Here is a 20167-nt window from a genome sequence, read left to right on the forward strand (position 1 = left end):
GGAGTACGCCGCGCCCCCGCGCCCGGGGGGAGAGGCCGTACCGGGGACGGGGGCCCGGGGGTCAGCGGGCCACGGGGGCGATCTCGACGCGGGTGTTGTCGCCGACCAGCAGGCGGTACGGGATCGCGGGCGAGCCGGCCGGCTCGATGACGGCCGAGCGGCCGACGATGGAGCCGTGCATGCCGGGCACCTCCAGGATGGAGGCGCCGTCGAGCACGATGGAGTCGCTCAGCCGGGTCCCGCGCAGCACGCAGTCGCGGCCGATCGAGACGTTCGGCCCGATGAGGCAGTCCTCGATGACGGTGTTGGCCCCGACGATGACCGGCCCTTCGATGCGCGAGCGCGTGGTCCTGGTCATGGGGCCGAGCTCGACGCGGCCGCCGAGCTCGGCGAGCAGCCGCCGGTTGCATTCCAGCACGTCGTCGGGCTTGCCGGTGTCCTTCCAGAAGCCCTGGTACTCGGTCGCCCGGACGGGCCGCCCGTGGGAGACGAGCCACTGGACGGCGTCGGTGATCTCCAGCTCGCCGCGCCGGCTGGGGGCGATGGCGTCGACGGCCTCGTGCACGGCGGCGGTGAAGAAGTACACGCCCACCATGGCGAGGTCGCTGCGCGGGTGGCGCGGCTTCTCGACGAGCCGCCGCACGTTCCCGCCGGGCCCGAGCTCGACGACGCCGAACGCCCTCGGGTCCGGCACCCGCTGGGCGACGACGTGCGCGGCGGGCCGCCGGGCGCGGAAGTCGGCGGCGACGCCGGCGACGCCGTCGGGCAGCATGATGTCGCCCAGGTAGAGCACGAAGTCGTCGTCGCCGAGGAAGCCGCGGGCCAGCCGCACGGCGTGGGCCAGCCCGAGCGGCTCGTCCTGCCGGATGTAGGTGACGCGCAGGCCGAGCGACGAGCCGTCCCCGACGACCGCGGCGATCTCCGCGGCCCAGGAGCCGACGACGACGCCGATCTCGGTCACGCCCAGGTCGCGGATGTTCACCAGCACGTGCTCCAGCACGGGACGGTTGGCGATGGGGATGAGCTGTTTCGGCATCGAGTAGCTGAAGGGACGCAGACGGGTGCCGGACCCGCCGGACAGCACCAAGGCCTTCATGCGTCGGTCCGGCCCATGAGGAATCACCTTCTCGGCTTCTGTCACACGGTCATCCGCGCGCGGCGACGAACTCCTTGATCGACGCGACCACGTAGTCGATCATCTGGTCGGTCAGTCCGGGGTACACGCCGACGTGGAAGGTGTGGGTGGTGATGATGTCGGTGTTGGTCAGCTCGCCCACCACGCGGTGGTCGCGGTCGAGGTAGGCGGGGTGGCGCAGCAGGTTGCCGGCGAAGAGGCGGCGAGTGCCGATCTTGCGGTCCTCCAGGAAGTCCACGAGTTCCTTGGCGTCGAACGGCGCGGCCGGGTCGACGGTGAGGACGAAGCCGTACCAGCTCGGGTCGGAGCGGGGGGTGGCCTCGGGCAGGATCAGGTGCGGGACGCCTTCGAGGCCCTCGCGCAGCCGGCGCCAGTTGTGGCGGCGGGCGGCGCAGAAGTCGTCGAGCTTGCCGAGCTGGCTCAGGCCGAGCGCGGCCTGCAGCTCGGTGATCTTCAGGTTGTAGCCGACGTGCGAGTAGATGTACTTGTGGTCGTAGCCGTGCGGCAGCGTGCCCATCTGGTAGTTGAACCTCTTCAGGCACGTGTTGCTCTCGCCGGGCTCGCACCAGCAGTCGCGGCCCCAGTCGCGCAGCGATTCGACGATGCGTGACAGCAGCAGGCTGGAGGTCAGCACGCAGCCGCCCTCGCCCATCGTCATGTGGTGGGCCGGGTAGAAGCTCACGGTGGTGAGGTCGCCGAAGGTGCCGACGGGCTCGCCGTCGTAGGTGGAGCCGACGGCGTCGCAGCTGTCCTCGATGAGGAAGAGCTCGTGCTCGGCGGCCAGTTCGGCCATCTCGGCGACGGCGAACGGGTTGCCGACGGTGTGCGCGATCATGATGGCGCGCGTCTTCGGGCCGATGGCCCGGGCGACCATGTCGACGGTCGGGTTGTACGTGCCGAGCTCCACGTCCACGTAGACGGGGACGAGCCCGTTCTGCAGGATCGGGTTGACCGTGGTCGGGAACGCCGCCGCGACGGTGATCACCTCGTCGCCGGGCCGCAGCCGGGCGTCCTCCAGCCGGTGGGAGGTCAGCGCCGACACCGCCAGCAGGTTGGCGGAGGAGCCCGAGTTGGTCAGGTGCGCCTTGCGCCGCTTCATCTTGCGCGCGAAGACCGATTCGAACTTCCTGGCCCTGGTGCCGCCGGCGACGCGGAGGTCGAGGGCGGCCTCGACCAGCGCCAGCCGGTCCGCCACGTCGTGCACCGCCCCGGTGGGCCAGATCTCGGTGACGCCCGGCTCGAAATCCCCGGAGGGTGCCACATCGGCGTGGTATTTACGCACCTCGTCGAGGATCAACGCCTTGTGTTCGTTCATCTCACGCCCTTCGTCGATGCACCACTCCACAGCATCGGCCACCTCCATTCCCGTCGCATCTCCTGTATTGCGCCCGGCCAGGCAACCCACAAGATGCGCGCCGCCGGGAATTGCGTTGTGCTGGCAACAGGAATTTCGACCGGTCGCCCTAAAGGGGGAACGTTCATGCGATGCCTGCGGGAAAACGAGCAGCCGAAAGTGGCGGTCATCGGACTCGGCTACGTCGGCTCCTGTTACGCCGCCATCCTCGCCGAGCGCGGGTGGGACGTGATCGGCATCGACACCAACGCCAGGCTGATCGACGAATTGACCGAGGGCCACTGCCGCTATCAGGAGGACGGCCTGGCCCCGCTGCTGGAGGCCGCCATCATGGCCGGCCGGCTGCGGCTGACGACGAGTTTCGCGGCGGTCCGCGACGCCGACGTGCTGCTGCTGGCGGTCGGCACGCCGGTGCGCACCGACGGCTCCATGGTGGAGGACCAGCTCGGGCAGGCGTCCGAGCAGGTGGGCCGCCATCTGCGGGCCGGGCAGCTCGTGCTGGTCAAGAGCACGGTCCCGCCCGGCACGACGCGCGACTTCGTCCGGCCGCTGCTGGAGGGCGGCGGCCTGGCCTGCGGCGTGGACTTCAACCTCGCCTTCACCCCGGAGCGGTTCGCCGAGGGGACCGCGCTGCGGGAGCTGCGCTCGCTGCCGATCGTGGTGGGCGGCGTCGACGACGACAGCACGGCGGACGCCGCCCTGTTCTGGCGGCAGGCGCTCGGCGTCGAGGTGATCACCCAGGACTCCCCCGAGGCTGCCGAGATCGTCAAGCTGGCCGACAACTGGTGGATCGACCTCAACATCGCGCTGGCCAACGAGCTGGCCAAGTTCTGCGCCGCCTACGACGTCGACGTCCTGGACGTGATCGCCGCCGCGAACACGATCACCAAGGGCAAGAGCAAGGTCAACATCCTGCTGCCCAGTGTGGGGGTCGGCGGCTCGTGCCTGGTCAAGGACCCGTGGATGGTCTGGCACGCCGCCCGCCGCCGCGGCGTCGAGCTCCACACGCCGCCGACCGGCCGCAAGGTCAACCTCGGCATGCCCGAGCACGCCAGCCAGCTCATCATCGACACGCTGGTCGGCCAGGGCAAGGACCCGGCCACGGCGACCGTCGCCATCCTGGGCGCGGCCTTCAAGAACAACACCGGCGACCTGCGCGCGACCCCCGTCGAGGGCGTCGTCACCGCCCTGCTCAAGGCCGGCGCGACGGTCAGGCTGCACGATCCGCTGGTCGACCCGTTCCAGGCCGAGACGCTGTTCGGCATCGCCCCGACCGAGTCCCTCGACGAGACGGTCCGCGACGCCGACTGCGTGGCCATCATGGCGAACCACCACGACTTCGCGGACATCGACTACGCGGCGCTGCCGGTGGCGGGCAACTGCCTCATTCTCGACGGCCGGGCCTACTACAGCAAGGAAAAGATCGCCGAACTGCGCCGGCTCGGTTACCTCTACCTGGGCATCGGCCGGTGAAAGACAGCAATCCAGAATAAGTCCGGAAAGTGCGTCGCGGATATTCTTTCAGTCCGTCCGGGACGCGCCTTGCGGCGAATTTCAGTGAAGGGACCCGTGGTGAGCGTCACCGAAATCCTGAACACGCCGAGCGAGCCGGTGAGCCGCGTTCCGCTTTCCCTCAACCAGGAATTCCTGTCCGTCTTCGACGAGGGTGACGACTCGGGGCCGTTCGGACCGGCGTACAACATCTTCTACGCCTGCCGGGTGCGCGGCGAGGTCGACGACGGGACGCTGCGGGCGGCCCTGGGCGACGTCGTGGCGCGGCACGAGGCGCTGCGGACGCTGCTCGTCCGCGAGCCCGGCGACAGCCACCAGCGGATCATGCCGCCGGGACCGGTGGAGCTGGAGGTGCGCGACCTGTCGGACACCGGCGCGGACGCGCGTGACCTGCGGGCGAGCGAGCTGGTCAACGAGGTGGAGTCCGGCTCCTACAGCGCGACGTCGGTGCCGCTGCTGCGCGCCGTGCTCGGCCGCTTCGATTCGGCCGACGCGGTGCTCGTGCTGGCCGTCCATCACACCGCCGCCGACGCGTGGTCGATGCACGTGATCATGCGCGAGGTGGCGCTCTGCTACGCCGTCCGGCGCGGGCACCCGGTGGAGCTGCCGCCCCCGCCGCCGCAGTACCGCGAGTACGCGGCGTGGGAGCGGGAGCGGGCCGCCTCCGACGAGCTCGACGGGGCACGCGCGTTCTGGCGGGAGAAGCTGAGCGGCGCCGAGATGCTCACCTTCCCCACCGACCACCCCCGCTCGGCCGGGCTGCCCAAGACCACCGGCTGGCACCGCTTCACCGTCGGCGCCGAGCTGAGCGCCGCGACGAGGAAGGCGGCGGCGAAGCTGCGCTGCTCGCCGTTCATGGTCCTGTTCGCCGCCCACGCGATCGTGCTGCGCCGCATCACCGGCGTCAGCGACGTCGTGGTGCCGACGTTCACCACCGGGCGCACCGCGATGCGCTTCCACCAGACCGTCGGGTCGTTCTTCAACTTCGTGCCGCTGCGCACCGACCTGACGGGCTGCGACACGTTCGGCGACGTGGCCCGGCTCGTGCGGGCGAGCTGCCTGGAGAGCTACGCGCACGACATCCCGTTCTCGCAGATCGTCGCGCAGGCCCCGCAGCTCATGAGCACGGCGGCGGCCGACGACGGCGGGCTGTTCCTGTTCCAGGTCTTCCACTCGCCGTTCGCGATGAACGGCGAGCGCGTCGGCGACGTCGAGTACGCCGAGGTGCCCCGCCTGCTGTCGCAGCCGTCCGGCGGCGACATCCCGGACGGCGCGCTGTGCGAGCTCAACATCACACCGGCCGGGGAGATCATCGGCACTCTCGGCTACAACACCAACCTGTGGAACCCGGACACGATGGCCGCCTGGGCCTCGGAGTTCACCACCGTCCTGCGAGCCGTCGTCACCACTCCGGATTCCCCCCTGCACTAGGGCCGAGGGCCCTGGAAACCCCCCAGACGGAAGGATCTCCCATGGATGTGAGCTCCGGCGCCGGGTCCGATGTGCGGGCCGGTCGCAAGGAGTGGATCGGCCTGGCCGTACTGGCCCTGCCGACCCTGCTGCTGTCGCTGGACATGAGCGCGCTGTACCTGGCGCTGCCGCACCTGAGCCAGGACCTGGGCGCGAGCGCGACCCAGCAGCTCTGGATCACCGATATCTACGGCTTCCTGATCGCCGGGTTCCTGGTCACGATGGGCACGGTGGGCGACCGGGTCGGCCGGCGCAGACTGCTGCTGATCGGCGCCGTCGCGTTCGCCGCCGCCTCCGTGGCCGCCGCGTACTCGACCAGCGCGGAGATGCTGATCGTCTCCCGGGCGCTCATGGGCATCGCCGGCGCCACGCTGATGCCGTCCACCATGTCGCTGCTCGGCGTGATGTTCAAGAACCCCCAGCAGATGGGCGTCGCCATCGCCGTGTGGATGAGCTGCTTCATGGGCGGCATGGCGATCGGCCCCGTCGTCGGCGGCGTGCTGCTGGTGAACTTCTGGTGGGGCTCGGTCTTCCTTCTGGGCGTGCCGGTCATGGCGCTGCTCCTGCTGGCGGGGCCGAAGCTGCTGCCCGAATACCGCGACGCCGAGAGCGGCCGGGTCGACCTGGTCAGCGTGGCCCTGTCGCTCGGCGCGATCCTGCCCGTCATCTACGGGCTCAAGGAGGTCGCCAGGAGCGGCTGGCAGCCGGTGAACATCACCGCCGTCGCCGTCGGCCTCATCGTCGGCGTGCTGTTCGTGCAGCGCCAGCGCAGCCTCGCCAGCCCGCTGCTCGACCTGCGGCTGTTCGCCAACCGCTCGTTCAGCGCCGCCCTGGTGATCATGGTGGGCGGCGGCATCATGAGCGGCACGTACCTGCTGGTCAACCTCTACCTGCAGACGGTCGAGGGCCTCTCGCCGCTGCAGGCGGGCGCCTGGCTGGTGCCCTCGACCATCGCCACCATCTTCGGCGTGATGGCGGCCCCCGCCGTCGCCCGCAAGATCAGGCCCGGGTACGTGATCGCCGGCGGCCTCGTGGTCACCGCGGTCGGCTACCTGCTGCTGACCCAGGTCGGCAGCTCGGCGGGCGTCGCGCTGCTGGTCACCGGCCTCATCGTCAGCTCGCTCGGCGCGGGCCCGATGGGCGCGCTCGGCACCGGGCTCATCATCGGGTCCGTGCCGCCGGAGAAGGCCGGGTCGGCGTCGGCGATGTCGGAGACCAGCGGCGAGTTCGGCATCGCGTTCGGCATCGCGGTCATGGGCAGCGTCGGCACCGCCGTCTACCAGAGCAGCCTCAGCGGCGGCCTGCCCGCGGGCGTGCCCGCCGAGGCGGCGCGGACCGCCCAGGAGAGCATCGCCGGCGCCTACACGGCCGTCGAGCAGGTGACGGGGCCGGTGGCGGCGCAGCTGCTCACCGCCGCCCGCGAGGCGTTCACCTCGGCGATGAACTCCACCGCCGTCGCCAGCGCCGTCGTCGCGCTCGTCCTGGCCACCGTGGCCGCCGTCGCGCTCCGGCACGCCCCGCCCACCGGCGACCAGCCGGACGGCGGCGAGCAGGCGGGCGACGGCGAGCAGGCCGGCGAGCCCGGCGCCGCCCCCGCCGGGGCGGACCAGCCGGTGGCCGAGACCGCAGCCAAGTAGCGCGGGCCAGTGATCCGGCCGGGGATCGGAACACCTCGGCCGGATCACCGTGTCTCCCGCGCCGCAGGAACAGGAGCACCAGTGAGCGTCACAGCAGACCCGGCCCCCGCGCCGGCCGTCTCCCCCAGCCTCGACGTCATCAGGATCACCGGGGCGCGGGAGCACAACCTCAAGGACGTGTCCCTCACCATCCCGAAGAACCAGATCACCGTCTTCACCGGCGTGTCGGGATCGGGCAAGTCGTCCATCGTCTTCGACACCGTGGCGGTGGAGGCTCAGCGGCAGCTCAACGGCACCTACCCGTGGTTCATCCGCAACCAGCTGCCCAAGTACGAGCGCCCGCTGGCCGACGCGATCGAGAACCTCACGCCGCCGGTCGTCGTGGACCAGAAGCCGCTCGGCGGCAACGCCCGCTCCACGGTGGGGACGATCACCGACATCTACTCGGTCATCCGGTCCCTGTTCGCCCGCTACGGCACGCCGACCGACGGCCTGGCCTCGACGTACTCCTTCAACAACCCGCGCGGCATGTGCACCGGCTGCGACGGCCTCGGCCGCAGCGTCCGCGCCGACGTCGACCTGATGCTGGACCGCGACAAGTCGCTGGCCGACGGCGCGATCCTGGTCCCCGGCTACGGCGTCGGCACCCCCGACTGGCAGCTGTACGCCAACAGCGGCAAGCTCGACCCGGCCAAGCCGGTGCGCGACTACACGCAGGAGGAGATGGACTTCTTCCTCCACGGCACCGGCGGCAAGGTCCAGCTCACCACGAAGAGCGGCTCGTACAAGACGAACTACGAGGGCCTGCTCGACCGGTTCACCCGGCTGGGCGTCAAGCGTGACATGAGCAAGACCAGCGAGCGGACCCGCGAGACGATCCAGCGGTTCATCTCCGAGGGCGGGGCGGGCGCGCACGGCGGCGAGATCGTCTACACCGGCTCGTTCGCGGGGCTGCGCGAGGCCGACACGCCCACCGGCCGGGGCCTGCGCGCGGCGACCACGATGAAGACCGAGTTCCGGCAGCCGCGCGGCGTCCTGCCGATCACCGGGGCCACCCTGCACAACCTCAAGGACGTGTCGGTGGACATCCCCCTCGGCGTGCTGACCGTGGTCACCGGCGTCGCGGGCTCGGGCAAGAGCACGCTGATCGCCGACGTGTTCACCCGCGCGTACCCCGAGGCCGTCTACGTCGACCAGTCGCCCATCGCCGCCTCCGCCCGCTCCACGCCCGCCACGTACCTGGGCCTGATGGACCCGATCAGGAAGCTGTTCGCGCAGGCCAGCGGGCAGCCGGCGAGCCTGTTCAGCTTCAACTCCGAGGGAGCCTGCGCCGAGTGCCAGGGCCGCGGCGTCATCATCACCGAGCTCGCCTACATGGACCCGGTCACCGTCCGCTGCACCGCCTGCGACGGCAGCAGGTTCCACCAGGACGTGCTCGCGCACCGGCTCGACGGCAGGTCCATCGCCGACGTGCTGGCGCTGCCCGCCGAGCAGGCCGTCGACGCGTTCACGCAGCCCGCGCTGCGCCGCAAGCTGCGGGCGCTCACGGACGTCGGCCTCGACTACCTGACGCTCGGGCAGCCGCTCAGCACGCTGTCGGGCGGCGAGCTGCAGCGCATCAAGCTGGCCGCGCAACTGCACCGCACCGGCACCGTCTACGTCCTGGACGAGCCCACCACCGGCCTGCACATGTCAGACATCACCACCCTGCTCACGCTCCTCGACACGCTGGTCCGCCAGGGCGACACCGTGGTGGCCATCGAGCACAACCTGGACGTCGTCCAGCAGGCGGACCACGTCATCGACCTGGGCCCCGACGGCGGCAAGGACGGCGGCCGCATCGTGTTCACCGGGACCCCGCTGGAACTCCTGCAGTCCCCCGACTCCCTCACCGGCGAGCACCTGAGGCGCTACCGGTCGACCCACGCACATCTCTAGATCCCAAGGAGCCTCCATGCGAGTGATGCTCACCGTCTGGCCCCAGAGATGCCATCTGTTCCCGGCCGTCCCGTACGCCCACGCGCTGCAGACCGCCGGGCACGAGGTCGTCATCGCGTGCCCGCCGGGCGCCGAGGACGACATCACCGCCGCCGGGCTGACGGCGGTGGTGTGCGGCGTCCCGGAGACGACCGCGCAGGGCTGGGCCCGGCCCGACCTGGCGCCGAACGTGCCCGAGATAGACCGGCTGGCGGCGGAGCTGGGCGTCTCCCCGGCCGACCGCGACAGCTGGGACGTCTTCTACCAGTTCCTGCTGTCGGCGGCCAAGTACCACCTGCCGCCGGAGCCGAGCGCGGACAACGTGGCGCTGGTGGAGTTCGCGCTCGCCTGGCGGCCCGACCTGGTGCTGTGGGACCCGTGGTTCCCCGGCGGCGCCGTGGCGGCGCGCGCGGCCGGCGCGGCGCACGCGCGCGTCATCATGGGCCCCGACTACAGCGGCTGGGCCACCGAGCTGTTCGCCGCCCGCGGCCCGGCCGCCGCCGGCAACCCGCTGGCCGACGCGGTCCGCCCGCTGGCCGAGCGCTACGGCGTCGAGGTGGACGAGGAGCTGCTGCTCGGCCAGTGGACGGTGGACCCGCTGCCGCCCGAGATGCGCGTCTCGACCACGCTCACGTCGCTGCCGGTGCGCTGGATCCCGTACAACGGCGGCGGCGTCAAACCCTCCTGGCTGTACGGGCCGCCCGAGCGGCCCCGGATCGCCCTGTCGCTGGGCCTGTCGACCCGCACCTACCACCAGGGCGAATGGCGCACCCCGAAGATCCTGGAGGCGGTGGCCGACCTCGACGTAGAGCTCGTCGCCACGCTCGACGCCAACCAGCTCGTCGGCCTGCCGCCGATCCCGGACAACGTCCGCGTCGTGGACTACGTGCCGCTCTCGCAGTTGCTGCCGACCTGCTCGGCCAGCATCAACCACGGCTCCAGCGGCACGTTCTGGGCCTCCGTCGCCGCCAACGTGCCGCAGATCATCGCCGACACGGACGAGTCTCAGCGCCTGGAGTTCACCGAGGAGGGCGGCAGCGTCATCCCCGAGCGGCACATCCTGTCGCCGATCGCCGCCTCGTACATCGTCGGCCGGGGCGCCGGGTTCCGGCTCGACCACCAGAAGCAGTCCGCCGAGGAGGTCCGCGCGCTGATCGTCAGCACCCTGGAGGACCCGGCGTACAAGGCGGGCGCCGACGCCCTGCACGAGGAGTGGCTGGACCGCCCGAGCCCGTCGGACATCGTGCCCGACCTGGAGAAGCTGACCGCGCAACACCGGGGGATCGCATGAAGAAGAAGATCGTGCTGGACGTGTGGGTGCCGGACCTGACCTTTCCCGGGTGGATGGACCGGTGGCGGGAGCAGGGCAGGGACTTCGAGCGGGCCCATCCCGACTACGAGGTGAACATCGAGGGCAAGGACTTCTGGACCTTCCCGCTGCAGGTCGCGCAGGCGGCGGCGAGCGGGCAGCGGCCGGCCGTGGCCGAGTACTACTTCTACATGGGCCAGGCCGCCCGCGACCTGATCGGGCCCGACGGGGAGCCGGTGTTCACGTCGCTGGAGCGGGCGATCGGCGGCCGGACGGAGATCCTGGGCGAGCCGGTGGTGATCGACGACCTGCTGCCGGCCTTCCGCGAGTACTACTCGCTCGACGGGGATCTCACCTCGATGCCGTCCGGCGGCACGACGAGCCTGCTGTTCGCCAACAAGGGGATGCTGCGGGCGGCCGGCGTGACGGAGCTGCCGCAGACGTGGGCCGAGGTCGACGAGGTGTGCGAGCGGATCGCCGGGCTGCGCGGCGACCGGCCGGCGTTCCCCATCACCTGGTCCAACCACGGCACGTTCTTCCAGCAGGCGCTGGCCACGCAGGGCGGGCTGCTGGTGGACAACGACAACGGCCGGTCGGGGCGGGCCACCACGGCGTACCTGGCCTCGGAGGAGATGCTGGCGTGGGTGGAGTGGTGGCGGCGGCTGCACGCGCGCGGCCACTGTCTCTACACCGGCAAGATCCCCGACTGGGCGGGCACGTTCCGGGCCTTCGCCGAGCGTGACGTGGCGATCCGGCTGACCTCGTCCAACGATGTCAACTACATGGTGCAGGCGGCGCACAAGAACGGGTTCGACGTCGAGGTGGGGGTCTTCCCGTACAACGGCGAGGTGCCGTACGTGGGCAACGCGGTGGCGGGCACGTCGCTGTGGCTGGCGAACGGCCTCGACGCGGACACGCAGGACGGCGCGCTCGCGCTCATCCAGTTCCTGCACAATCCGCGCAACGCGGCCGACCGGCACAAGTTCAGCAGCTTCATCCCGATCACGCACGCCTCCTACCGGCTGCTGGAGGACGAGGGCTGGTTCGACCAGCACCCGTACCACCGGCTCGGCTACGAGCACGTCAGCAGGTACCCCAGCCGGGCGCTGCCCGGCGGCGGGCCGGTGCCGGTGTCGCGGGGCGCGCTGTTCGGCGACTTCGCCGGCAACCAGGACGTCATGACGCGGGCGATGGACGACGTGCTGACGCGGGGGGCCGACCCGCTGGCGCGCTTCACGGCCGCCACCGCGGAGGCGCAGAAGCTGCTGGACGAGTACAACGCGTACGCGATCGGCACGGGCTTCCGCAACCCGGCGACGAGCCCTGGGCACAGCCTGGCCGTGGAGTCGTTCAGCACCGCCTCGGCGGGGCGCGACTACTCGGCCGCCGACCTGGAGAAGGTGGTGCAGCTCAAGCTGAACCGCTGATACCCGGGCGAGGGAGAAGGGCCGCTGCCGATCGGATCGGCAGCGGCCCTTCTGGTTTCGCGTCGTCGTTCCCGGGCGTCAGGCGGGGCGCTCGGCGGTGATGAGGACGAAGGTGCCGGGGCCGTGCTCGTGGCGGATCGTCAGGCCCGCCGCGGCCAGCCACGCCTTGATGTCGTCGAGCTCGAACAGCTCCATGCCGCTCTGGTGGCCGGGGAAGTAGTGGCAGGCGACCAGGTGGCGGTAGACGGGGTCGGCGGAGGAGTGGAAGGTGAGGAAGGTGAACGTGCCGCCGGGGCGCAGGCAGCGGCCGATCTCCTTGATGGCCTCCGGCGCGTCGTCCGGGAAGGCCTGGAGCGCGTTCCAGCACATGACGGCGCCGAGGGTGGCGTCGCCGAAGGGCAGGCGGCGCGCGCCCGCCATGACGGCGGGCAGCTCGGGCAGGCGTCTGCGGGTGGCGGTGAGCATGGGCGGATACATGTCCAGCGCGATGACGCGGTCGGCGCCGACGGCCTCGGTCAGCGTCTGCGTCCACCGGCCGGCTCCGCAGGCGAGGTCGAGCACCGGGCCGTCGACCGGGCGGACGTGCTCGGTGATGTAGGCGTCCTCGTCGGCGGGGCTGATCGCGGTGCCCCAGTTGGAGCCGGCCAGCCGCAGGAAGTTGGGGCGCGCGTACGCCTCGTAGAAGTGGCCCATGCTGGGCACCTCGGCGAGCTTGTAGAGGAAGTCGCCGGCGTTGCGCTCGGCGTCCTCGGTGAGGTTGAGGATGCCGTTGGCCACCGGGTAGACGGCGGCGCAGGCCGCGCAGCGCACCTCGGCGCCGGTGAGGTCCAGGCCGCTCGCGCAGCGCGGGCAGCGCAGCGCGGCGGCGTGCGGCGCGAACAGCTCGGTGCCGCCGTCGGGCGGCGGGGGCAGCTCGTCGCGGGGCGGGACGGTGCCGACCTCGACGGGGGTGGGCGCGCCGTTGAGCGCGGCCCAGTGGGCTGCGGCGCCCAGGTTGCCGCGGACGGTGCTGGTGTCCTTGTCCCAGTTGAGGATGATCTGCTCGGTGGGCATGGCCTTGATCCACGAGTTGTCGAAGTCGCGCTCCGCCTCGTCCATCAGCGCCCACACGGCCGGCGACGGGAAGACCCGGCCGATGACCGGGTCTTCCAGGTCGAGCCGGGCGAGCGCCCGATCGAGCTTGGACAGGTCGTAGACGTCGAGCCCCCGGTCGCCGGCGACGGACAGGATGCGGTCGCGGTGCTCGGGGAAGTGCGACAGCAGGTAGGCCAGGGCGAGGGAGAGCGGCTGCCCGTTCGCGCTGCCGATCCACAGGTCCAGGTAGAGGTCGACCTCCCGCCCCACGGCCGTGGCCAGCTCGCCGTCACCGGCGGGGTCCTCGGCGCCGGCCAGCAGGCCCAGCAGGACGGCCGGGTGGGCCTTGCGGTCCGCGGGCGCGGTGCGCAGCAGCTCGACCAGCAGCGGCACGGCGGGCGAGGCCAGTTCGGTCGCCGTGCCGCCGTCGAGCAGCAGCCCGGCCAGGCGCAGGTACTCCTCGCCGAGCCGGTCGGGGTCCGCGCCGGAGAACGACTCGACGAGGTCGGCGACGGCCGGCTGGGACATGGACAAGGTCATGTGCGCGTCCTTTCGTGGTGATCGCCCGCCTCGCGCTCAACGCAGGGGTTTGCGGGCGGAGACGATGACGTACCCGATCTGGTCGGGACGGGGGGCGAAGAATCCGGCGTGGCGCCGCGAGAACGTCGTCACCGCGGCCTCGCCGAACCGCTCGGCGATCTCCTGCCTGCGGGGCATCGCGGTGCGCAGGTACTTGGACTTGCGGCCGAAGACCCTCGGCCCGCACTGGGTGTACTCCTCGGGCACGAACCCGGCGGCGCGCGCGTGGCCGAGCCATTCGGCGAGCGTGGGCAGCTCCCGCAGCTTGAGGCTGGCCATGAACTTGGCCACCCGCTCGGGCTCGGCCTGCGACTCCAGGCTGAAGTCGGAGAAGGTGATGCGGCCGCCTGGGCGCAGCACGCGGAACAGCTCGGCGAACACCGCGGCCAGGTCGGGGGCGTTCTGCAGCGACTCCAGGGCCAGGACGGCGTCGAAGGAGCCGTCGGCGTAGGCCAGGTCGGTGTAGTCGCCGTACTCGAAGGTGACCAGGTCGGCGACGCCGGCGGCGGCGGCCCGCTCGCGGGCGGCGCCGAGCTCGAACTCGCTGATGGAGATCCCGGTGACCCGCGCGCCGTAGCCGGTGGCCAGGAAGACGCTGGTGGCGCCCGGCCCGCAGCCGGCGTCGAGCAGCCGTTCGCCGGGGCGCAGCCCGAGCGTGTCGGCGACCTTGCGGCTGGTGCGGCCCACGGCCTCGGCCAGCGACGCCTCGTCCTCGTCGTCGTACCAGTACCACATGTGGATGTGGCCGTCGCGGAGCACGTCGCCGATGGGCGAGCGCTCGTCGTAATGCCTGCCGATTGCGGCCGTGTCGAGGAATTCGGAAGCCATGGAATACGTCGCTCTCCCGCGAATCCGGTGCACCCTGAGGCCATGGTGCGCCCCTCGGGCGGCCGGGCACATCTCCTGGTGTGCGAGACCGAAACCGCATTCTGGAAGACGTGGCGCGGGCCCGCGCGTGCGAGGCTGGACAACGGCCTGACACGCGGGCACCCGAGCTGGAGGCTGACGCTCATGACCGTGGTTGACGAGCCGGGCACGTTGATCGCCTCGCCCGGCGATCCGGCGTACGAGGCGGCCACGCACGTGTTCAACCTGGCGGGCCCGCTGCGGCCGGTCGCCGCCACCACGGCGCGGACCGTGGACCAGGTCAGGGCCGCCATCCGGCACGCGAGGGCGGCCGGGCTGGGCGTGCGCGCGCACAGCACCGGGCACGGCGCCCCCGCCGGGCGGCCGATGGACGGCGACCTGCTGATCCGCACCCGGATGGACGGCGAGGTCGAGATCGACGCGGCCCGCCGCGTGGCGCGCGTGCCCGCCGGGACCGCGTGGGCCGCCGTCGTGACGGCCGCCGCCGCCCACGGGCTGGCCGCGCCGCACGGCTCGGCGCCGACCGTCGGCGTGGTCGGCTACCTGCTGCGCGGCGGGCTGAGCTTCTACGGCCGCAAGCACGGGCTGGCCGCCAACAGCGTGCTGGCGATCGAGCTGGTGACCGCCGACGGCGAGGCGCGCCGCGTCGACGCCGCGTCCGACCCCGAGCTGTTCTGGGCGCTGCGCGGCGGCGGGGGCGGCTTCGGCGTCGTCACCGCCGTCGAGGTCGGCCTCTTCCCGGCGGCCCGGGTGGTCACCGGGGCCGCCTACTGGCCGGCCGCGCACGCCCCCCGGCTGCTGTCGGCCTGGCGGCGGTGGGCGCTCGACGCCCCCTGGGAGGCCGGCACGTCGCTGCGGGTGATGAACCTGCCGCCGCTGCCCGAGATCCCGCCCGCGCTGAGCTCCGGCCCGGTGCTGTGCGTCGACGGCGTCGTGCTCGACGCCGAGTCCGGCCCCGGCACCGCCGAGCGGCACGCCGCCGACCTGCTCGGGCCGCTGCGCGCGATCGCCGAGCCGGTGCTCGACACGTGGGAGACGACCACCACCGCCGCGGTGCTCGACGCGCACATGGAGCCGGACGAGCCCATCGCCATCGCCGGCGACCATCTGCTGCTGCGCGAGATCGGCGACGACGGCGCCGCCCGCCTGCTCGACCTGATCGCCGATCCGGCCGGCTCGCCGCTGGTCACCGCGGGGCTGCGGCAGCTCGGCGGCGCGTACGCCGCCCCGCCGGCGCCCGGCGGGGCGCTCGACCGGCTGGACGCCGCCTACGCCTACTCGGGCGCGGGCGTCGTGATGGACGCCGGCAGCCTCGCGGCCATCCGCGACCGCTGCGCCCGCGTACGTGAGGCGCTCGCGCCCTGGGACACCGGCAGGACCGCGCCCACCTTCGTGGAGGACAGCGAGCAGCCGCAGGGCCATCTCAGCGCCGAGCAGATCGGCGAGCTGGACCGGATCCGGCAGCGGGTCGACCCGGACGGGCTGTTCCGCGGAGATGTCACGCCGAACGCGTCCAGCTTGATATGAAAGCCATCACCACCACAAGGAGGTCTGCTAATGGGTAACCCGGACGTCGACGAATTCGTGAAGACCAGGGTCTCCCCGGAGTACAAGGACATCGTCGAGGGGCTGCGCGCGCTGATGGCCGAGGCCGCTCCCGACGCGCGCGAGGTGCTGACCTACGGGTCGCCCTCCTGGCGTGACAACAAGGTCCTGGCGATCATCAGCCTGAGCAAGACGCACGTCACGTTCGCCTTCGAGCGGGGCGCGAGCTTCGAGGACGCGCACGGGCTGCTGGCCGGATCGGGCAAGCAGACCCGGCACGTGAAGCTCAAGAAGCCGGCCGACCTGGAGACGCACGACGCGGCGCTGCGCGACTACATCGCCCAGGCCGTGAAGCTGGACAAGGGGTAGGACAGCGGCGTGCCGAGGGGCCGTCCGGTCGTCGACCGGACGGCCCCTCGGCGTCTCAGGTGGTGATCGCGTAGCGGTGGGCCACCTCGCGGGCCACCAGCGCCACGCGGTCGGGCTCCGACCTGTTGTCGAGGATCCTGGCCGCCTTCCAGCTCGTGAACGAGCCGGTGTTCGTCACCGGGTCCAGGCCGGCGTCCACGCTGACCCCGGCGCGCACCCCGGCCAGCTCGCGCAGCCGCGCCGACACGCCCTCGCCCACCTCGCGCGGGTCGCCGCTGACCTCCGGCAGCAGGTCCAGGCGCACCGTGACCTCGTCGCCCGGGTCGATGACGATCTGGTAGCCCAGGCAGCCCCGGACGCCGGTGAGCACGGCGCTCTCCAGCTCGGCGGGCTGCAGGGTGGCGCTGCCCAGGTGGATGCGGTCAGCCACCCGGCCGATGACCTCGACGACCGGCCCGGGCAGGGGCGCGCCGGGCGGCGCCGGGGTGATCCGGACGAGGTCGCCGGTGCGGTAGCGGATCAGCGGCTTGATGCCGTCGATCAGCATGGTCAGCACCAGCTCGCCCTCCCCCGTCTCGCCCAGCGCCTCACCGGTGTCCGGGTCGACGACCTCGGCCAGGTAGTTCGGCTTGGACAGGTGCAGGTCGCCGCTGACCGCGCCGGTGGCGATGCACAGGGCCTCCTGCGACCCGTACAGGGCGGGGTAGACGGCGGCGCCGGGCCACAGCGAGGTGACGTTCGCCCGGAAGGCGCCCGTGCACACCTCGCCGAGCACCAGGAACATCGACACCGGCAGCCGGTCGAGGTCGTAGCCGTAGTGCAGGGCGGCCTTGGCCAGGCTCAGGCACAGCGCCGGCGCGCACACCAGCACCTCGACGCCCAGCTCCTCGATGAGCCGCAGCGCCTTGCGGAAGCCGACGCGCGGCGACTCCGGCCAGATCTTGACGTGGCAGATGCCCAGCTCGGCGGTGACCGCGCCGAACACGTCGCCGAAGGCGTACAGCTCGGAGGGGCCCATCAGCCCGACGACGGGCCTGCGGTCGCCGAAGCGGGCCGCGAACAGCCGCCGCCACGCCTCCACGACGGCGGAGTTGCTCGTCATGACGTCCCTGGGCCCGCGCGGGCAGGGCGTGGACGCGCCGGTGGTGCCGGTCGTCTCGTAGTAGACGGCGGCCTCGGCGACGCTGCCGGACAGCACGTCGTACATCTCCCGGCGCAGGTCGTCCTTGGTGGTGAACGGCAGCAGCGGCAGCGTGTCCGGGGTCACCCGCGCCAGGTCGATCCCGGCCAGGTGGCGGCGGTAGAACGGCGAGCGCTCGGTGACGTGCCGCAGCACGCTCGCCAGCCGCCGCTCCTGCCAGGCGGCCCAGTCGTCCCGCGACATCGCGCCGGCGTAGAAGCGGGTGTGCAGCCGCCGGTACTCCTCGCGGAACGCGGCGTCGTCCGGCGGCGCGCTCACATGCGCTCCCGCGCGGCGTTCCAGGCCAGCCCCTCGCGCTCGTTGCGTTCCGGCGGGGGCAGGATGTCGTCGCGGCCGGTCAGCTCGCGGTAGTCGTCCAGCAGCTCGATCATGTCGATCATGCGCTCGACCTGGCGGCCGACGTTGATGAGGCCCTCCTCGTCGAAGGCCGCGTCGCCCTTGTGCAGGGCGTGCACCGTGGCCGGGAACCCGGCGCCGACGACGATCATGCGGTTGAGCAGGGCGTTGGCCATGAGCTGCGCCCACACCTCGCCGGCGCTGTAGCGGCGGGCCAGCGCGATGATGCCGGCGACCTTGTTGCTGAGCGGCCGGTCGAAGCGCAGATAGCCCACGCCCGCCCGCTCGATGAACGTCTGCATCAGGCTGGAGGTGCCGAACCCGTGCACGGGGGCGGCGTAGATGATGGCGTCGGCCTCGATCATCTTGTCGACGACGCCGGGCACGTCGTCGGTCTGCACGCACCGCACGACGCGGTCGTTGCAGTCGCCGCACGGGCCGCAGCGCATCATGTCGATGTCACGCAGGTGGATGGTCTCGAACTCGACGCCGCGCCGGAAGGCGATGCCCGCGGCGTACGCGAGCACGTCGGCGGTGTTGCCGTCGCGTTCCGACCCGTTGATCGCGACTATCTTCTTCGGCCTGCCGGCCATGGTTGCCTCCTCCGGGCTCAGACGGGCTGCTCACACGGGCTGCTCGGAGCTCCATTTGTGGGAGTAGAACCCGAAGTCGAGCGCCTGCCCGTCGAGGGCGGCGTGCAGCTCGGCCACGGCGGCGCGCGCCGCGGCCACGACGGAGGGGACTCCGCAGGTTTCCGCGAGCTCGTGCAGCGTCGCGTAGCAGTCGCGGAGCTGGCGCTCCTGCTTGTCGGAGAGCTCATCTGCGTTCGTCATGGAACCTCGCCGCCTTCAGTTCGAACCGGGGAAGGGTGCCCGGAGTCACGAACTCCACGTCCGGGCGGATGCCGACCTCCTGCTTCATCGTCGTGCTGACGCGGGCGCCGAGGTCGGCGACGTCCAGGCCGGGGATCTCGTCGGGCTCGATCCGCAGCACGATCGTGTCCAGGCCGCGGATCGTCCGCAGCACCACCTGGAACTCGTTCACCTCGGGGAAGCCGCGCAGGACGTCCTCGACCATGACCGGGGTGACCGACACGCCGCGGATCTTGCGCATGTCGTCGCGGCGGCCGAGGATGCCGCCGTCGAACCAGTCCCAGGTCCGGCCGCAGCCGCACTCGCTCCACGGCCGCTTGACCACGAGGTCGTCCGTCCAGTGCCGGAACAGCTGCATGCCCTCGCGGCCGAGCCCGGTCGTCACCCGGATGCCCTCTTCGCCGTAGCCGACCGGCTGCCGCGTGTCGGGGTGCAGCACCTCTTCGATGACGCCCGACTCGATGATGTGGCAGCCGCCGTTGAGCGAGGGGCACTCGAACATCGACACCGTGCCGAACTCGGTCGTCCCGGCCGCGTTGAAGACGCGTGCGCCGAACGCCTCGGAGATCGCCTGCGTGGTCGACTCGGGCCGCGGCTCGCCACCGGCCATGATGATCTTCACGTTGGCGTCGCGCGCCAGGTCGACGCCCATCTCCTTGGCCGTCTCGATCAGGCGCATGGCGTAGCTCGGCGTGCAGCCCAGCACCTCGACCTGCAGGTCCACCAGGATGCGCACGCGCGCCTTGGAGTCGAGCCCGCCCGCCGGGACGACCCGGCAGCCCATCCGCTCCAGCCCGTAGTGCATGCCCCAGAAGCCGATGAACAGCCCGTACCCGAACGCGACCAGGCCCGTGTAGCCGGGCCGCACGCCCATGCCGTGCAGCACGGTGCACCACAGGTCGACCCCCCAGGTCCAGTCGCGCTGGGTGTCGAAGGTGCGCACGGGCGGGTCGCCGCTGGTGCCGCTGGTCTGGTGGTGCCGGATGGCGAAGGACGGGTCCAGCGACGGCCACGTCCCGTACGGCGGCGCCGTCTCCTCCGCCGCGATCAGGTCCTTCTTGTACAGCAGCGGCACCCGCGCGAAGTAGTCCTCCAGCGAGTCGAGCCGCTCGGGCAGCCGCTCGCGCCAGAAGGGCGAGTTCGCCCGGGCGTGGGCGAGCGCGAGCTGCAGCTTGCGCCACTGCCAGGCGGCCAGCTCCTGGCGTGGCATGGTCTCGGTCTTCCTGTTCCAGTAGCCGGCCGTGGCCGGTCCGGGTGGCGCGAGCAGTGCCATCAAGCCTCCCCCACGCGCGGGTGACGCGATATCAACCGAATCAACCGAAGGAATAGCGTTACGAATCATGCTTTACTGGCACATCTTGCTGGCCGGTCCGCCCGTGGCGCATCTCCGAGAATGCTGGGGCTGAACCAGCGGATTTCTCCGAGAATGCGGCGTTCATCTGTTCGGTTGTCCGGCGACCTTTTCTCTCAGCAAACTGTCGGTGAATGGCCCTCAGTTGAGGC

General features: G+C 71.7%; 16 protein-coding genes. 8 read left to right on the forward strand and 8 right to left on the reverse strand.

The annotated features are described in order from the left end of the window. Window positions 1-61: 61 nt before the first annotated feature. The gene (locus ACBI99_RS07420; protein ID WP_219508698.1) at window positions 62-1096 is read right to left on the reverse strand and encodes a glucose-1-phosphate thymidylyltransferase; all 1035 of its coding nucleotides are present in this window, start codon (window positions 1094-1096) and stop codon (window positions 62-64) included. Between the two features lie 49 nt (window positions 1097-1145). Further along, entirely contained in the window at window positions 1146-2450 is a 1305-nt protein-coding gene (gene rfbH / locus ACBI99_RS07425; protein WP_219508699.1) for a lipopolysaccharide biosynthesis protein RfbH, read from the reverse strand. A gap of 198 nt (window positions 2451-2648) precedes the next feature. Here rfbH and ACBI99_RS07430 point away from each other — a divergent pair, with 198 nt between their 5' ends. The 6 genes from ACBI99_RS07430 to ACBI99_RS07455 all read left to right on the forward strand — a co-directional run bounded on the left by ACBI99_RS07430 (window position 2649) and on the right by ACBI99_RS07455 (window position 11821). Next, the gene (locus ACBI99_RS07430) at window positions 2649-3962 is read left to right on the forward strand and encodes a nucleotide sugar dehydrogenase (protein WP_357592990.1); all 1314 of its coding nucleotides are present in this window, start codon (window positions 2649-2651) and stop codon (window positions 3960-3962) included. Between the two features lie 99 nt (window positions 3963-4061). Further along, window positions 4062-5432, forward strand: coding sequence for a condensation domain-containing protein (locus ACBI99_RS07435; RefSeq protein WP_357592988.1), 1371 nt, complete (start codon window positions 4062-4064; stop codon window positions 5430-5432). A gap of 41 nt (window positions 5433-5473) precedes the next feature. Continuing rightward, a complete protein-coding gene (locus ACBI99_RS07440; protein WP_357592986.1) occupies window positions 5474-7108 on the forward strand; it encodes an MFS transporter in 1635 nt (544 codons plus the stop codon). An 81-nt stretch (window positions 7109-7189) separates the two neighbouring features. Next, window positions 7190-9046: an ATP-binding cassette domain-containing protein gene (locus ACBI99_RS07445; protein ID WP_375071952.1), complete on the forward strand. Its 1857-nt coding sequence runs from the start codon at window positions 7190-7192 to the stop codon at window positions 9044-9046. A gap of 16 nt (window positions 9047-9062) precedes the next feature. Next, window positions 9063-10376, forward strand: a complete 1314-nt coding sequence (locus tag ACBI99_RS07450) for a nucleotide disphospho-sugar-binding domain-containing protein (protein ID WP_375071953.1) — start codon at window positions 9063-9065, stop codon at window positions 10374-10376. After that, window positions 10373-11821, forward strand: coding sequence for an extracellular solute-binding protein (locus tag ACBI99_RS07455; protein WP_219508705.1), 1449 nt, complete (start codon window positions 10373-10375; stop codon window positions 11819-11821). The genes ACBI99_RS07450 and ACBI99_RS07455 overlap by 4 nt, the downstream gene beginning before the upstream one ends. A gap of 78 nt (window positions 11822-11899) precedes the next feature. On the opposite strand, the gene ACBI99_RS07460 is transcribed toward ACBI99_RS07455, so the two are convergent. Next, window positions 11900-13435: a methyltransferase domain-containing protein gene (locus tag ACBI99_RS07460; RefSeq protein WP_375071954.1), complete on the reverse strand. Its 1536-nt coding sequence runs from the start codon at window positions 13433-13435 to the stop codon at window positions 11900-11902. 36 nt (window positions 13436-13471) lie between these two features. After that, complete coding sequence (locus ACBI99_RS07465) at window positions 13472-14302, reverse strand: methyltransferase domain-containing protein (protein ID WP_357592981.1); 831 nt, start codon at window positions 14300-14302, stop codon at window positions 13472-13474. Window positions 14303-14485: 183 nt separating this feature from the next. Here ACBI99_RS07465 and ACBI99_RS07470 point away from each other — a divergent pair, with 183 nt between their 5' ends. Both ACBI99_RS07470 and ACBI99_RS07475 read left to right on the forward strand, forming a co-directional pair. Beyond that, window positions 14486-15868: an FAD-binding protein gene (locus ACBI99_RS07470; RefSeq protein WP_357592980.1), complete on the forward strand. Its 1383-nt coding sequence runs from the start codon at window positions 14486-14488 to the stop codon at window positions 15866-15868. 30 nt (window positions 15869-15898) lie between these two features. Then, window positions 15899-16255 carry a DUF1801 domain-containing protein gene (locus tag ACBI99_RS07475; RefSeq protein WP_219508709.1) on the forward strand — a complete coding sequence of 119 codons (357 nt, stop codon included), beginning with the start codon at window positions 15899-15901 and terminating at the stop codon, window positions 16253-16255. Between the two features lie 55 nt (window positions 16256-16310). On the opposite strand, the gene ACBI99_RS07480 is transcribed toward ACBI99_RS07475, so the two are convergent. The 4 genes from ACBI99_RS07480 to ACBI99_RS07495 are packed head-to-tail and all read right to left on the reverse strand — an operon-like array spanning window position 16311 to window position 19937. Further along, complete coding sequence (locus tag ACBI99_RS07480; RefSeq protein ID WP_375071955.1) at window positions 16311-17714, reverse strand: phenylacetate--CoA ligase family protein; 1404 nt, start codon at window positions 17712-17714, stop codon at window positions 16311-16313. After that, window positions 17711-18385: a flavodoxin family protein gene (locus ACBI99_RS07485; RefSeq protein ID WP_219508713.1), complete on the reverse strand. Its 675-nt coding sequence runs from the start codon at window positions 18383-18385 to the stop codon at window positions 17711-17713. The genes ACBI99_RS07480 and ACBI99_RS07485 overlap by 4 nt, the downstream gene beginning before the upstream one ends. A 30-nt stretch (window positions 18386-18415) precedes the next feature. Then, window positions 18416-18625 carry a DUF6052 family protein gene (locus tag ACBI99_RS07490; protein WP_219508715.1) on the reverse strand — a complete coding sequence of 70 codons (210 nt, stop codon included), beginning with the start codon at window positions 18623-18625 and terminating at the stop codon, window positions 18416-18418. Beyond that, entirely contained in the window at window positions 18609-19937 is a 1329-nt protein-coding gene (locus tag ACBI99_RS07495; RefSeq protein WP_219508717.1) for a phenylacetate--CoA ligase family protein, read from the reverse strand. The genes ACBI99_RS07490 and ACBI99_RS07495 overlap by 17 nt, the downstream gene beginning before the upstream one ends. Window positions 19938-20167 lie beyond the last annotated feature (230 nt).

The sequence above is a fragment of the Nonomuraea sp. ATR24 genome, assembly GCF_041950485.1.
Classification (GTDB): domain Bacteria; phylum Actinomycetota; class Actinomycetes; order Streptosporangiales; family Streptosporangiaceae; genus Nonomuraea; species Nonomuraea ceibae.

Bases quoted from the DNA above. Each gene is read 5' to 3' on its own strand.
- ACBI99_RS07420 (WP_219508698.1), bottom strand. From the start codon at position 1,096: ATGAAGGCCTTGGTGCTGTCCGGCGGGTCCGGCACCCGTCTGCGTCCC.
- rfbH (WP_219508699.1), bottom strand. From the start codon at position 2,450: ATGAACGAACACAAGGCGTTGATCCTCGACGAGGTGCGTAAATACCAC.
- ACBI99_RS07440 (WP_357592986.1), top strand. From the start codon at position 5,474: ATGGATGTGAGCTCCGGCGCCGGGTCCGATGTGCGGGCCGGTCGCAAG.
- ACBI99_RS07450 (WP_375071953.1), top strand. From the start codon at position 9,063: ATGCGAGTGATGCTCACCGTCTGGCCCCAGAGATGCCATCTGTTCCCG.
- ACBI99_RS07455 (WP_219508705.1), top strand. From the start codon at position 10,373: ATGAAGAAGAAGATCGTGCTGGACGTGTGGGTGCCGGACCTGACCTTT.
- ACBI99_RS07460 (WP_375071954.1), bottom strand. From the start codon at position 13,435: ATGACCTTGTCCATGTCCCAGCCGGCCGTCGCCGACCTCGTCGAGTCG.
- ACBI99_RS07465 (WP_357592981.1), bottom strand. From the start codon at position 14,302: ATGGCTTCCGAATTCCTCGACACGGCCGCAATCGGCAGGCATTACGAC.
- ACBI99_RS07470 (WP_357592980.1), top strand. From the start codon at position 14,486: ATGACCGTGGTTGACGAGCCGGGCACGTTGATCGCCTCGCCCGGCGAT.
- ACBI99_RS07475 (WP_219508709.1), top strand. From the start codon at position 15,899: ATGGGTAACCCGGACGTCGACGAATTCGTGAAGACCAGGGTCTCCCCG.
- ACBI99_RS07485 (WP_219508713.1), bottom strand. From the start codon at position 18,385: ATGGCCGGCAGGCCGAAGAAGATAGTCGCGATCAACGGGTCGGAACGC.
- ACBI99_RS07490 (WP_219508715.1), bottom strand. From the start codon at position 18,625: ATGACGAACGCAGATGAGCTCTCCGACAAGCAGGAGCGCCAGCTCCGC.
- ACBI99_RS07495 (WP_219508717.1), bottom strand. From the start codon at position 19,937: ATGGCACTGCTCGCGCCACCCGGACCGGCCACGGCCGGCTACTGGAAC.